This is a genomic window from Paracidovorax wautersii, from assembly GCF_900113035.1.
GTDB classification, from domain to species: Bacteria; Pseudomonadota; Gammaproteobacteria; order Burkholderiales; family Burkholderiaceae_C; genus Paracidovorax; species Paracidovorax wautersii.
Window position 1 is genome coordinate 107456 of the sequence record NZ_FONX01000009.1, and the last position, 12569, is coordinate 120024.

Annotated in this window: 13 protein-coding genes; 2 read left to right on the forward strand and 11 right to left on the reverse strand. The window is 70.3% G+C overall.

Annotated elements, in window-relative coordinates:
- Positions 1–53: 53 nt before the first annotated feature.
- The 8 genes from BM070_RS14285 to BM070_RS14315 all read right to left on the reverse strand — a co-directional run bounded on the left by BM070_RS14285 (position 54) and on the right by BM070_RS14315 (position 7222).
- The gene (locus BM070_RS14285) at positions 54–1121 is read right to left on the reverse strand and encodes an NAD(P)/FAD-dependent oxidoreductase (protein WP_092940091.1); all 1068 of its coding nucleotides are present in this window, start codon (positions 1119–1121) and stop codon (positions 54–56) included.
- Between the two features lie 12 nt (positions 1122–1133).
- The gene (locus BM070_RS24280; protein WP_139222838.1) at positions 1134–1316 is read right to left on the reverse strand and encodes a hypothetical protein; all 183 of its coding nucleotides are present in this window, start codon (positions 1314–1316) and stop codon (positions 1134–1136) included.
- Positions 1317–1320: 4 nt separating this feature from the next.
- A complete protein-coding gene (gene fdxA, locus BM070_RS14290) occupies positions 1321–1644 on the reverse strand; it encodes a ferredoxin FdxA (protein WP_092940092.1) in 324 nt (107 codons plus the stop codon).
- A 104-nt stretch (positions 1645–1748) separates the two neighbouring features.
- On the reverse strand, positions 1749–3122 hold the full coding sequence (locus BM070_RS14295) for a sulfate adenylyltransferase subunit 1 (protein WP_092940093.1): 1374 nt from the start codon (positions 3120–3122) through the stop codon (positions 1749–1751).
- Positions 3122–4069 carry a sulfate adenylyltransferase subunit CysD gene (gene cysD, locus BM070_RS14300; protein WP_092940094.1) on the reverse strand — a complete coding sequence of 316 codons (948 nt, stop codon included), beginning with the start codon at positions 4067–4069 and terminating at the stop codon, positions 3122–3124. Before cysD ends, BM070_RS14295 begins: the two co-directional genes overlap by 1 nt.
- Before the next feature lie 54 nt (positions 4070–4123).
- A complete protein-coding gene (locus BM070_RS14305) occupies positions 4124–4510 on the reverse strand; it encodes a DUF934 domain-containing protein (protein ID WP_092940095.1) in 387 nt (128 codons plus the stop codon).
- A 28-nt stretch (positions 4511–4538) separates the two neighbouring features.
- Positions 4539–6386 carry a nitrite/sulfite reductase gene (locus tag BM070_RS14310; RefSeq protein WP_092940096.1) on the reverse strand — a complete coding sequence of 616 codons (1848 nt, stop codon included), beginning with the start codon at positions 6384–6386 and terminating at the stop codon, positions 4539–4541.
- A 29-nt stretch (positions 6387–6415) separates the two neighbouring features.
- On the reverse strand, positions 6416–7222 hold the full coding sequence (locus tag BM070_RS14315) for a sulfite exporter TauE/SafE family protein (protein ID WP_092940097.1): 807 nt from the start codon (positions 7220–7222) through the stop codon (positions 6416–6418).
- A gap of 193 nt (positions 7223–7415) precedes the next feature.
- Between BM070_RS14315 and BM070_RS14320 the strand changes: the two genes are divergently transcribed.
- The gene (locus BM070_RS14320) at positions 7416–8660 is read left to right on the forward strand and encodes an MFS transporter (RefSeq protein WP_092940098.1); all 1245 of its coding nucleotides are present in this window, start codon (positions 7416–7418) and stop codon (positions 8658–8660) included.
- On the forward strand, positions 8657–9268 hold the full coding sequence (locus BM070_RS14325; RefSeq protein WP_092940099.1) for a GNAT family N-acetyltransferase: 612 nt from the start codon (positions 8657–8659) through the stop codon (positions 9266–9268). Before BM070_RS14320 ends, BM070_RS14325 begins: the two co-directional genes overlap by 4 nt.
- A 45-nt stretch (positions 9269–9313) precedes the next feature.
- Here BM070_RS14325 and mnmC read toward each other — a convergent pair whose 3' ends face one another.
- From mnmC to BM070_RS14340, 3 genes are all read right to left on the reverse strand, one after another.
- Complete coding sequence (mnmC, locus tag BM070_RS14330; RefSeq protein ID WP_092940100.1) at positions 9314–11230, reverse strand: bifunctional tRNA (5-methylaminomethyl-2-thiouridine)(34)-methyltransferase MnmC2/FAD-dependent 5-carboxymethylaminomethyl-2-thiouridine(34) oxidoreductase MnmC1; 1917 nt, start codon at positions 11228–11230, stop codon at positions 9314–9316.
- A gap of 18 nt (positions 11231–11248) precedes the next feature.
- Complete coding sequence (locus BM070_RS14335; RefSeq protein ID WP_092940101.1) at positions 11249–11917, reverse strand: trimeric intracellular cation channel family protein; 669 nt, start codon at positions 11915–11917, stop codon at positions 11249–11251.
- Positions 11918–12259: 342 nt separating this feature from the next.
- Positions 12260–12532, reverse strand: coding sequence for an oxidative damage protection protein (locus BM070_RS14340; RefSeq protein ID WP_092940102.1), 273 nt, complete (start codon positions 12530–12532; stop codon positions 12260–12262).
- Positions 12533–12569: the final 37 nt, after the last annotated feature.

Genomic DNA, 12569 nt, shown 5'->3' on the forward strand with positions numbered 1-12569 from the left:
CGGGAGTGAGCAGGCCGGCAGCCGGCCGCCGGTGCCCGGTGCGGCAGGTGATTTCAGGCCGCAGGCGCTGCCACGCCCAGCCGTTCGTGCAGGCGGGTGCTGGTGGTGGTGTATTGCAGCGCCACCGGGCCGCCGCTCAGGGTTTCGGCGGCGGCGAAGGCGGCCAGGGTGGCTTCGTGGAAGGCACAGAGCAGCAGCTTGCGCTTGCCGGGGTAGGTGTTGATGTCGCCCACCGCGTGGATGGCGGCGATGCTGGTGCGGAAGCTGGCAGGGTCCACCACGAGCTGCTTGCGCTCGATGGCCAGGCCCCAGTCGGCCACCGGCCCCAGGCGCGGCGAAATGCCCAGGTAGGCCAGCAGCAGGTCGAGCGGCAGGCGCGACGTGCCGCCTTCGGGCAGGGCCAGCTGCAGGGCCTGCAGGCGGCCGCCCGCGGCCTCGATGCCCGTGATCTGCCCGGCCACCACGCGGATGCGGCCTGCCTCGCGCAGCGCGGCCAGTTCTGCCAGCGCCTCGGGCGGCGCCTGGAAAACGTCGCGCCGGTGCAGCAGGGTGACGCTCGCGGGAGCCTCGGCGCTCTCTGCTCGGGCGCAGGCGATGGCGGCCAGCACGGCGCCGTCTTCGCCGCCATGCACCACCACATGGCGGCCGGCGGCGCGCGCGGGGAGCGTGGCGGTATCGGGGTGGTAGAGCAGCTGCGAGCCGGCGAAGGCATCGATGCCTTCGGCCTTGACCGCGCGCGGCACGAAGGCGCCCACGCCGGCCGCGATGAACACGGTGCGCGCCAGCAGCCGGGTGCCGGCGCTGGTCTGCAGCCGCACGCGGCCATCGGGCTGCAATGCCAGTTCGGCCACGGTCTGGCCCAGGTGGCGCTGCAGCGGAAAGGGGGCGATCTGCCGCTCCAGCAGCGCGACCAGCTCGCGCCCGGTGCAGACCGGCACGCCTGGGACGTCGTAGATGGGCTTGTCGGGATAGAGCTCGGCGCACTGGCCGCCCGTGTGGGGCAGGGCGTCTATCAGGTGGGCGGCAATGCCCTGCAGCCCGAGCTGGAAAACCTGGAAGAGGCCCGCAGGCCCTGCGCCGATGACGACGGCATCGGCTTCGATGGCGTGCGCGTTGTCCATCACGTCTTCAAATCAAGGGTTGGCGACGCCATCGGGCACGGCCATGCGGATCGCCGTGCCGGAGCCGATCACGGCCCAGGCCGGCAGATGCCGCGCCAGGGCCGCCCCGCCGCGCTGGCTTCGCCCCCCTTCCGGCCGGCGCAGCGCCGCCAGAGAAGGGAGGAGCAGCGAAGCCGCCCGGGGGGATCTATCCATCGCTTCAGCGGATCAGTTCGGCGAGCTTGCCGGGCTTGCCGTTCCACTCGTCGGCGTCGGGCAGTGCGGCCTTGCGCTTGGTGATGCTCTTGAACTGCGGCGAGAGTTCGGCGTTGAGCTTGATGAAGGCGATCTGGTCGGCCGGCAGGTCTTCCTCGGCGAAGATGGCGTTGGCCGGGCATTCGGGAATGCAGACGGCGCAGTCGATGCATTCGTCGGGATCGATGACGAGGAAGTTCGGGCCTTCGCGGAAGCAGTCCACGGGGCACACGTCCACGCAATCGGTGTACTTGCACTTGATGCAGTTTTCGGAGACGACGTGAGTCATGTTCGGTATCTGGGTATTCGGGGGTAACCCGCGATTTTAGGCGGGATCGAAAGACGGGCCGCAGCCCGTCTTTTCACGGCAGGGTCAATGCGCCTTGACGCGGCTCAATTCACCAGCACGGCGCCGGCCGTCTTGTGGCTGGCGGTATCGACCAGGATCAGCGAGCCCAGCACGCGGGCCTGGCTGAAGGGCGCTGCGGGCAGGGCTTCCTGCAGCAGCAGCTCGACGTGGCCGATGGCGTTGGGATCGAGCTGGGTCGCTTCCTCTTCAGCCAGGGTGTTGATGTCGAGCCGGTGGACCACGCGGCGCACCTTGGCCTTGACCCAGCGGTGGCCGTGCAGCGCCCAATAGACGCGGCCGGCGACCAGCGGCTCGTCGTCCATCCAGGCGACGGTGGTGCGCAGTTCGCGCTGGCCGGGCCAGGGCGATGCGGCGGCGGGTGCATCGCCGAAATCGTCGTCGGCAGCGGCCTCGGCCGGCGCTGCGGGCGCGGCCAGAAGCCAGTCGCCGCGCGAGACATCGACCTCGCGGTCCAGGATGATGCCGGCGCTGGTGCCGGCCGCCACGTCGCCGGGGCGGCGTGCATGGTCCAGCACCTGGGCGACGGTGGCCAGCTGGCCGCTCGGGAAGATCTGCACGGCGGTGCCGGGCGCCACGCTGCCTGCGGCCACGCGGCCCCAGAAAACGCGCCGGCCCTGGGAGGTGTCGGCGGACGAGGAGAACTTCTCCACCCACTGCACCGGGAAGGCCAGCGGCAGGGCCGTGTCGGCCGGCGTGCCGGGCAGCGATTCGAGGATCTGCAGCAGGCTGGGGCCTTCGTAGCCGCACCAGCCGGCATGCGCATCGACCACGTTCCAGCCCTTGAGGGCCGACACGGGCACGGTGGCGCGCACGGCGATGCCGGCGGCGCCGGCGAAGGCGGCGAGCGCGGCGCGGATGTGCGCGAAGGCGAGGGCGGGGTCTTCGACCGCGTCCAGCTTGTTCACGGCGAACACCAGCGAGGGCACGCGCAGCAGGTTGACCAGCAGCGAGTGGCGGCGCGTCTGCGGCAGCAGGGCCAGCTGCGGGTTCTTCCAGTCGAGCTTGGTGGCATCGACCAGCACCACGGCGGCATCGGCGCTGCTGGCGGCGGTGACCATGTTGCGGGTGTACTGCTCGTGGCCCGGCGCGTCGCCGATGATGAACTTGCGCGTCTCGGTGGCGAAGTAGCGGTAGGCCACGTCGATGGTGATGCCCTGCTCGCGCTCGGCGGAGAGGCCGTCGGTCAGCAGCGCCAGATCGGTCTCGCCACCGCGCTGCACGCCGGCAAGGTGGTCCTGCAGCACGGCGCGGCTGTCCACCAGCAGGCGGCCGATGAGCGTGCTCTTGCCGTCATCGACCGAGCCGCAGGTGATGAACTTGAGCGCGGATTGGTGGTCGTTCTGGCCTGCAGCGCTTGCTGCGCCTGCGTTGTCAGCTATCGAATTCATAGTCGTCATCAGAAATATCCGTCCTTCTTGCGCTTTTCCATGGAGGCGTCGGAGGTCTTGTCGTCCATGCGGGTGGCGCCGCGTTCGCTCACGTCGGCGGCCAGCGTCTCGATGACGATGTCGGCGGCGGTGGCGGCGGGGCTCTCCACGGGGCAGGTGCAGGTGATGTCGCCGACGGTGCGGAAGCGCACGTCGCGCGTTTCCACCGTTTCGCCGTCGCGCGGCGGGGTGAGTTCGGTCACGGGCACCAGCAGGCCCTTGCGTTCGACCACCTGGCGCTTGTGGGTGTAGTAGAGCGAGGGCAGGGCGATCTGCTCGCGGTCGATGTACTGCCACACGTCCAGCTCGGTCCAGTTGCTGATCGGGAACACGCGGAAGTGTTCGCCGGGCGCGAGGCGGGTGTTGAACAGGGTCCAGAGCTCGGGCCGCTGGGCCTTGGGCTGCCACTGGCCGAAGCTGTCGCGGTGGCTGAAGATGCGTTCCTTGGCGCGGGCCTTTTCCTCGTCGCGGCGGGCGCCGCCGATGAGGGCGTCGAAGCGGAATTCCTCGATGGCTTCGAGCAGCGTCACCGACTGGTGGACGTTGCGCGATTCGCCCGGATGGGCCAGGCGCACGGTGCCGCGGGCCATCGAATCCTCCACGTTGCGCACGATGAGTTCGGCGCCCAGTTCCTTGGCGCGGAAGTCGCGGAAGTCGGTCACTTCGGGGAAGTTGTGGCCGGTGTCGATCATCAGCAGCGGGTAGGGGATGCGGCCCGCGCCGAAGGCCTTTTCGGCGCACTTGAGCATGACCAGCGAGTCCTTGCCGCCCGAGAACAGCAGGGCGGGGCGTTCGAAGGCGGCGGCCACCTCGCGCAGGATGAAGATGGTCTCTTCTTCCAGCGCGTCCAGGTGGCGGTTGCTGAGCTGGCTCAGGGCCGCCGTGGCGGCCAGGGGTTCATCGATGCGGGCGTTCATGCGCGGGGCTTCTTTCGCTGGGTCGTGTCGGGTGTGGTGCGGTGCAGAGGGGGCTCAGGCCGCCTCGGCCTGGCGGAAGTGCGGCAGCGCGTGCTGCGCATCGCCCTGGTAGAAGGCCGGGAAGCGGTGCAGCTGGCGTTCGGCGGCGGCGACGTCCTGGTCTTCGCGCAGCACGGCCACGTCGAAGCCGCAGCGGGCCATCAGCAGCACCTGGTCCACCAGCACGTCGCCGGTGGCGCGCAGCTCGCCGGTGAACTTCAGGCGGCCGCGCAGCAGGCGGGCCTGGCTGAAGGCGCGGCCGTCGGTGAACTTGGGGAAGTGCAGGTCGATGCGGGTGACGCCGGCCAGGTCTTGCGCGAGCGGGTCGGCATCGTTGGCAAGTTCAAGCACTTTCTGGCCTTCTGCGCCCGTGGAATGCGCGCTGCTAGCTATTATTTTCATAGTGATTCTCGGAAAGAGTTCGGGCGGTTCAGGCTGCGGTGGGCGCGGCTTCGGCCGGATGGCGGGCGGCATTGCCGGCGGCCTTGAAGGGCTCCAGGCCGATGCGGCGCACGGTGTCGATGAAATGCTCGTGGCGCGGGCCGCTGGCGGCGTCTTCGGCCACGGTCTGGCGGTGCTCGCGGTAGGTCGCCAGCAGCGCCTCGATCACGCCGGGCACCTCAGAGGCGCTGAACGACGGGCCGATGACCTTGCCCGGCTGGGCGGGGCCCGAGAGGTCGGAGCCGTCGGCGCCGCCCAGCGTGATCTGGTACCACTCCTTGCCGTCCTTATCGACGCCCAGGATGCCGATGTGGCCGCTGTGGTGGTGGCCGCAGCTGTTGATGCAGCCGCTGATGTGCAGGTCGATCTCGCCCAGGTCCCAGAGCTCGTCCAGGTCCTGGTAGCGCTCGGTGATGGCTTCGGCGATGGGCAGCGAACGCGCGTTGGCCAGCGAGCAGAAGTCGCCGCCCGGGCAGGCGATCATGTCGGTCAAGAGGCCGATGTTGGGCTGGGCCAGGCCCAGCGCCTTGGCGGCCTTGTAGAGGGCGGGCAGCTGGTCGCGGCGCACCCAGGGCAGCACCAGGTTCTGCTCGTGCGTCACGCGCAGCTCGCCGGCCGAGAAGCGGTCGGCCAGGTCGGCGGCGGCATCCATCTGGTCGCCGGTGGCGTCGCCGGGCGCATAGCCCAGGCGCTTGAACGACAGCACGACGGCGCGCAGCTGCGGCAGGCGGTGCGGCAGCACGTTGCTTTGCAGCCAGCGGCCGAAGTTGCGGTCTTCTTCGCCGGCCGCGCGCAGCAGGGCCAGGGTTTCGGCCTCGGCGTCGGCGAGGGAGAGGTCGAGCGCCGGGTCCTGGAAGTTGGATGCCACGCGGTCGTACTCGGCCTGGGTGATGGTGTGCGGGCCGCCTTCGACCTCGACGATCTGGCGGAATTCCTCATCGACCTGGTCGATGAAGGTCTGGCCCTCGGCCTTCACCAGGATCTTGATGCGCGCCTTCCAGGCGTTGTCGCGCCGGCCGTAGCGGTTATAGACGCGGATCACCGCCTCCAGGTAGTTCATGAGGTGGTTCCAGGGCAGGAACTCGCGCAGCACCGGGCTGATGGTGGGCGTGCGGCCCATGCCGCCGCCCACGCGCACCTTGAAGCCCAGCTCGCCAGCCTCGTTCTTGAGCAGCTGCAGGCCCACGTCGTACCAGCCCAGGGCGGCGCGGTCTTCGCGGGCGCCGCTCAGCGACACCTTGAACTTGCGCGGCAGGAAGGCGAATTCGGGGTGCAGCGTGCTCCACTGGCGCAGGATCTCGGCGAAGGGGCGCGGGTCGGCGATCTCGTCGGCGGCGATGCCGGCCAGCGCGTCGCTGTTGATGTTGCGGATGCAGTTGCCGCTGGTCTGGATGCCGTGCATCTGCACGCTGGCCAGCAGGTCCATCACGTCGGCGCTCTTGTCCAGCGGAATCCAGTTGAACTGCACGTTGGTGCGGGTGGTGAAGTGGCCGTAGCCGTACTTCAGCCGGGTGCCGATGCGGCGGCCGTCGGCCAGGGCGATGTCGCCCAGCTTTTCCTGCGCGGCCTGGGCCTCGGCCAGCAGGGCGGCGTCGGGCTGGTCGTATTCGCGGGCCACGCGGGCCAGCGTGCGCAGCTGGGTGCTGGAGATCTCGCCGTAGGGCACGGCCACGCGCAGCATGGGCGCGTAGCGCTGTACGTACCAGCCGTTCTGCAGGCGCAGCGGCTTGAAGTCATCGCCCGTGAGCGTGCCGGCCTGGTAGCGCTCCAGCTGGTCGCGGTATTGCTCCGCGCGCAGGCGGATGAACTGTTTGTCGAATTCTGTGTATTGGTACATGGTGGGGTTGCGCTTTTCGTGTGGCGCGCTCAGATCAGAACCAGTTTGGCGCCCGCCCAGGCGAGCAGCACGGAGAGGGCGGAGCGGATGAGCCGCTCGGGCGCCCGGGAAACGAGGCGCGAGCCGAGCCAGATGCCCGGCAGCGAGCCAGCCAGCAATTGGAGCAGAAGCGGCCAGTCCACGGAGCCGAGCGAGGCATGCCCCAGCCCGGCGACCAGCGTGAGCGGCACGGCGTAGGCAATGTCGGCAGCGATGATGCGCGGCAGCGGCAGCAGCGGAAAGACCATCAGCAGCACGGTGACGCCGATGGCGCCTGCGCCCACCGAGGTGAAGGTGACCAGCGTGCCGATGACCGCGCCCAGCAGCACGGGCAGGCTCCAGTGGCGGGGGCGCGTGGCGTCGGCCTCGCTCACGCCGTCCCGCGCGGCGCGTTCGGCCGCGGCCCGGGCGGGCGAGAAGGCGATGGCCTTGTAGAGCGTGGCGGCGGCCGTGAGCAGCAGGGCCACGCCCAGCGTGGTGGTCATGACCTGCTGGGCCACGTGGCTGGCCGGGCCCATGCGTTCGAGCGCCCAGAGCGCCAGCAGCGCGGCCGGGATGCTGCCCGAGCAGAGCAGGCCCACCACGCGCCAGGGCACCAGGCGCTGGCGGGCCAGGCTCACCGTGCCGCCCATCTTGGTGAAGGCGGCGAACAGCAGGTCGGTGCCCACGGCCATGTGCGGCTTCACGCCGAAGAAGAAGATCAGCAGCGGCGTCATCAGCGAGCCGCCTCCCACGCCGGTCAAGCCGACGATCAAACCGACCGCGAATCCCGCGAAAACGAACGCCAAGTCATGCATGGGGCGTGACTTTAGGCAATTGTCTTATGGTTTCAAACTATTGTTTGCTCCTTCATGTATATCGTTATGTGTATATGAATTCGGCCTCAGGCACCGCTGCGGCGAGGATGCTGGCCGCCCGGCGCAACAGGGGCCGGCGCTTGGCGTATCGTTGCGCGCGCGCTCTGCCGCGCCCGCTGCTGCTTCCCGCCCCATGACCGACACCTCCCAGCCCCATTCCCCACCCCCGGCCGCCGCCCCTGCCGGCGCAGAAACCTTCTCCTGGCGGCGCATCGCGCTGCCGGCCTTCGGGCCCTCGCTGCTCTTCGGGCTGGGCGAAGGCGCCATCCTGCCGATCGTGCCGCTGCTGGCCCGGGAGCTGGGGGCCTCGGTGTCGATGGCGGCCTTCGTGGTCACGCTGATCGGGCTGGGCTCGCTGCTGAACAACATCCCCGCCTCGGTCATCACCATCCGCTGGGGCGAGCGCTGGGCCATCATCGCCGCGGGCCTCTGGAGCGCGCTGGGCATGCTGCTCGCCGTGCTGCTGCCCGGCGTGGTGCCGCTGGCGGTCGGCTGCTGCATGGTGGGCATGTCGCAGGCCATCTACAGCCTGGCCCGGCAGAGCTACCTGACCGAGGCCGTGCCGGCGGCCTACCGCGCCCGGGCCCTCTCCACGCTGGGCGGGGTGATGCGCATCGGCATGTTCATCGGGCCCTTCCTTTCCGCCGCGGCGGTGCATGCCTTCGGGCTCAAGGCCGCCTTCGTGGTCGGCATCTCCGGGGTGCTGGCCGCTGCGGCGGTGGGCGCCCGGCTGCCGGACCTGGTAGCGCCGCCGCGTCCCGAGGGCGCGGCCCCCCCGGCGCCCGTCAGCCTGCGCACCATCGTGGCCGACCACCGCCGGGTGTTCCTGACCCTGGGGCTGGGCGTGGCACTGGTGAGCGCGGTGCGCGCCTCGCGCCAGGCGGTGATCCCGCTCTGGGCGGACCATCTGCTGCTGGCGCCCGCGGTCACGTCGCTGATCTACGGCATCGCGGGCGGCATCGAGATGCTGCTCTTCTACCCGGCCGGCCGGGTGATGGACCTCAAGGGCCGCCGCTGGGTGGCCGTGCCGTCGATGGCCATCATCGGCGTGGCGCTGCTGCTCATGCCGTTCACGACCGGCTACGCCACCCTGCTGATCGCGGCGACGGCCATCGGCTTCGGCAACGGCATCGGCTCAGGGCTGATCATGACCCTGGGCGCGGATTTCTCGCCCAGCCATGGGCGCCAGTACTTCCTGGCTGTCTGGCGCTTCCTGTCGGACCTGGGCGGCGCCTGCGGGCCGGCGCTGCTGTCGGCCCTGATCGCCACTGCATCGCTGGCCGGCGGCATTGCCGTCACCGGGCTGCTGTCGCTGGCGGCGGCGGGGCTGCTGGGGTGGTGGATTCCTGCGGGGAAGGCACATAGGATTCGTCCATGACGGTGCTGCCCTGTTTGCGGGAGGCCGAGTCGCCGCGCCGGCATTTGCATACCTCGCGGCTCATGATGAATGCGTCAGCGCCTGCGCTGGCCGAGGCTGTGATCGACTATCAGCGGCGCAATGCAGGTCACTTTGCTCCGTGGGACCCGGTGCGTCCCGCAGGCTATTGGGAGCTTGAACCCACGCGGGCCCGGCTGGCAGAAGAGGAGGTGGCTTTCAGCGCCGGCACGGCTTGGCACTACTGGATCCAGCCGGTCGATCAGCCGGTCGATCAGCCGGGTCGCATAGTCGGACATTGCGCCTTGTCGAGCGTGGCGCGTGGCGTCTTCCAAAACGCAATGCTGGGCTACGGGCTGGACCACGCGCTGGTCGGAGGCGGCTGGATGCAGGAAGCGATTCGATGCCTGCTTGACGAGGTGTTCGGACCAGTCGTCTCGCTGCATCGCGTGCAGGCATCGGTCCGTCCTGAGAACGAACGCAGCCGCCGGGTGTTGGAACGGCTTGGGTTCCGGCGTGAAGGTTTCAGCCCATGCTATTTATACATCGCAGGTGCTTGGCGGGACCACGAAACGTTTGCTTTACTCAACCCGTTCTGGGACAGGCATTAGAGGTCAGCCGGCTGAGGTTTCGCCTTGTAGCGGGTCGCCCACTTTTCAGGCGCCGGGTAGCCGCTCGGTCCCCAGCGCCCGGGCCAGGCGCACGTCCACGGGCAGGGGCTCGCCGGACAGGCGGGCGGCCAGCAGCTCGCCGCAGAGCTGCGACAGCGTGAGGCCGCGCGCGCCCATGGCGGCGCAGACCCAGAGGCCGGGCTGGTTCGTAGGGTCCACCGGCCCCACGAAGGGCAGTCGGTCGGGCGCGGTGCAGCGCACGGCGGCCCAGTGGCGGGGCGTGGCGCCGGGGCCTGCGATGGCGGGCGCGAGTCCGGCTGCCAGCGCGGGCAGGAGCTGCTCCAGTTTGGCGGCGTTGACCGCATGGGCCTCGGCCTGCTCGGCGGGCGTGGGCGGCAGCTGCGTTGCGCCGCGCTCGAAGGTCGAGCCCATGATCCAGGGGGCCTCGGCGTTCGGGCCGGCCTGCGGCACCAGATTGCCGTGGCCGTTGACGGGGAAAGGGGGCCAGACGGCCGCAGGGCCTGGCTGCGGGCTCTCGGCGCGCAGGCCCCAGCTCACCTGCCCGCGCAGCGCGTTCAGCGGGTAGCGCGCGGGCAGCCAGGGGCGGCTGTCGTAGCCGGCGGCGATGACGACATGGGCGGCTTCGGCCAGCACCGCGCCGTCCGCATCCAGGGCCTGCCAGCGGGTGCTGCCGTCGGCGGCGGTGATGCGCTCCAGGCGGGCGACGGTGCTCTCGCCCTGCCACTGGATCGCGGGGTTGTCCAGCAGGGCCCGCACCAGCCGGCCGGGCCGCAGCCAGCCGGCGCGCGCATGCCAGCAGGCCACGGTGGCGGGCGGCAGGCCGGCGGCTTCGAGGGCGGCGGCATCGGCCGGGCGGCTCCATTGCGCGCCGGGGCCGGCATGCCATTCGGCGGGCAGGCGCAGCTTGCCGTCCAGCTCGCGTTCCAGCACGCCGCAGGCGCTCCAGTCTTCGCCTTCGATCAAGGGCGCCGCCGCCAGCGCCTGCAGCGAGGCCCGCACGCCGCTGCGCGACAGGCGCGAGAGCACGTTGTCGTCGGGCGAGACGTGCGGCGCGAACACGCCGGCCGGCAGGCCCGAGGCGCCGGCGGCCGGCTCCGCGCCCCGGTCGAGCACCTGCACCTGCCAGCCGCGCCGGGCCAGGCTGGCGGCCACGGCGGCCCCCGAAAGGCCGCTGCCGATGACCAGGCAGTCGGCGGGCTGCGACACGGGGGGGGCGATCGCGGCCTGTGGCGGGGCCGTGCGCGGCTCCCAGGCCGGGTCGAACGTGGCCTGCAGGTTGTCGCGCTTGGGCGGCGCGCCCGGCACCTTGCGCACGATGAAGCCGCATTGCGCAAGCGCATCGCGCACCGGGCGCGAGATGGTCCAGGTGGCCAGCCGGGTGCCGCGCCGGCAGCAGCGGGCCACGGCCTTGAGCATCTGCGCGTCCCACATGCCGGGGTTGCGCTGGGGGCTGAAGCCGTCCAGATAGATGCTGTCGGCCTGCAGCATCTGCTGGCGCAGCATGGCCTGGGCGTCGCCCACGTAGAGCGTGAGCAGCACGCGGCCGTCCTCGAACGCCAGCCGGTGCACGCCCGGCAGCAGCCCCCACCACTGGGCGTGCAGCTGGCGCGCCAGGGGCAGCAGGTCGGGGTGGCTGTCGGCGGCGCGCAGCAGATCCTGAGCGCTCACGGGCCAGGCCTCGCACGAGACGAAGTGCAGCAGCCGGCAACGCGCCGGATCGGCCCGCCAGGCAGCCCAGGTCACGAGGAAGTTGAGGCCGAAGCCGAAGCCCGTCTCCAGGATGCGCCACTGCGGCTGGCCGGCCCAGGCTTCGGGCAGGCCGCAGCCCTGGAAGAACGTGGTGCGCGCCTGCGTCAGGCCGCCGTCTTCGCTGTGGTAGCGGTCGCCGAAGCGCGGGCTGTAGGGCGTGCCGTCAGGCATCCATTCGATGGGTTCGGACATGGGGCGGTGGGGCTGGGGTTAGTCTTCCCAGCGCTGCTGGTACGAGAACACGGGCAGGCGCCACTGGAAGCGGATGGCCGCCATGCGCAGCGCCAGGCCTGTAGCGAAGCACACGGCGGTGCTGACGTTGTAGTCCACGTCCAGCGCGCTCAGGCCCAGGAACAGCAGGCACACGGTGAGCGAGACGCTGGCGTAGAGCTCGCGCCGGAACACCACCGGCACCTGGTTGCAGAGCACGTCGCGCAGGATGCCGCCGCTGATGCCGGTCAGCATGCCAGACAGGACGACCACCACGGGCGGGTAGTTCAGTTCCAGCGCCACGCTGCAGCCGATGAGCGAGAACGCGATCAGGCCCATGGCGTCGAGCAGCAGGAAGACCCGCTTCAGATGGTGCATGTAGCGCGCCACCAGCGTGGTCAGCAGGCCGGCGGAGATCACCAGATAGACGTATTCGGGGTGCTGCGTCCAGCCGATGGGGTAGTGGCCCAGCACCATGTCGCGGATGGTGCCGCCGCCCAGCGCGGTGACGAAGGCGATCACCGCCACGCCGAAGATGTCCATGTCGCGCTGGCCTGCCACCAGCGCGCCCGACATGGCTTCGGCCGTGATGGCCACGAGGTAGATCGCCAGGATGACGGAGAACTGCGACGCCTGGAAGGAGTCGAGCAGGGAAACGGAAGGGAGCACGGCGTTGGAAATGTTTCGGGTGGCAGCCGCTGCGCGCTGCCGGTGGCGGCAGGTGCGAAGGGGCTTCAATGCGGGGCGCGCATTGTAGGCGCGGCCCCAAGGCAAACGCCCCCGGCAGGGCGGGGGCGTTCAGGAAGAGAGAGCGAGAGAGCGTCAGGTGCCGGGATGGGCCCGGCCCGTCGCGGCGTCTGCGCCGCCGCCAAAGAAGTGGTTTGGGTGAAACCACTTCTGGCAGCGCTGCACTGCGTTATGCGCTGGGCGGGACGCAAGCCCGCCGCGGCGTCTGCGCCGCCGCCGAAGAAGTGGTTTGGGTGAAACCACTTCTGGCAGCGCTGCACTGCGTTACGCGCTGGGCGGGACGTAGCCCGCCGCGGCGTCTGCGCCGCCGCCGAAGAAGTGGTTTTCCATCTGTCTTGCGAGGTATTGGCGGGCGCGGGCGTCGGCCAGGTTCAGGCGGTTTTCATTCACCAGCATGGTCTGGTGCTTGAGCCAGTCGGCCCAGGCTTGCTTGCTCACGTTCTCGTAGATGCGCTTGCCCAGATCGCCGGGGTAGGGCGGGAAGTCGAGGCCTTCGGCTTCCTTGCCGAGCTTGATGCATTGAACGGTACGTGCCATGGATGAATTGTCCTGTGCGGGTCTGAATAGATGTTTT

Excerpts from the sequence above, each read along its gene's own strand:
- BM070_RS14285 (WP_092940091.1), bottom strand. The coding sequence starts at position 1,121 with ATGGACAACGCGCACGCCATCGAAGCCGATGCCGTCGTCATCGGCGCA.
- BM070_RS24280 (WP_139222838.1), bottom strand. The coding sequence starts at position 1,316 with ATGGATAGATCCCCCCGGGCGGCTTCGCTGCTCCTCCCTTCTCTGGCG.
- fdxA (WP_092940092.1), bottom strand. The coding sequence starts at position 1,644 with ATGACTCACGTCGTCTCCGAAAACTGCATCAAGTGCAAGTACACCGAT.
- BM070_RS14295 (WP_092940093.1), bottom strand. The coding sequence starts at position 3,122 with ATGACGACTATGAATTCGATAGCTGACAACGCAGGCGCAGCAAGCGCT.
- cysD (WP_092940094.1), bottom strand. The coding sequence starts at position 4,069 with ATGAACGCCCGCATCGATGAACCCCTGGCCGCCACGGCGGCCCTGAGC.
- BM070_RS14305 (WP_092940095.1), bottom strand. The coding sequence starts at position 4,510 with ATGAAAATAATAGCTAGCAGCGCGCATTCCACGGGCGCAGAAGGCCAG.
- BM070_RS14310 (WP_092940096.1), bottom strand. The coding sequence starts at position 6,386 with ATGTACCAATACACAGAATTCGACAAACAGTTCATCCGCCTGCGCGCG.
- BM070_RS14315 (WP_092940097.1), bottom strand. The coding sequence starts at position 7,222 with ATGCATGACTTGGCGTTCGTTTTCGCGGGATTCGCGGTCGGTTTGATC.
- BM070_RS14320 (WP_092940098.1), top strand. The coding sequence starts at position 7,416 with ATGACCGACACCTCCCAGCCCCATTCCCCACCCCCGGCCGCCGCCCCT.
- BM070_RS14325 (WP_092940099.1), top strand. The coding sequence starts at position 8,657 with ATGACGGTGCTGCCCTGTTTGCGGGAGGCCGAGTCGCCGCGCCGGCAT.
- mnmC (WP_092940100.1), bottom strand. The coding sequence starts at position 11,230 with ATGTCCGAACCCATCGAATGGATGCCTGACGGCACGCCCTACAGCCCG.
- BM070_RS14340 (WP_092940102.1), bottom strand. The coding sequence starts at position 12,532 with ATGGCACGTACCGTTCAATGCATCAAGCTCGGCAAGGAAGCCGAAGGC.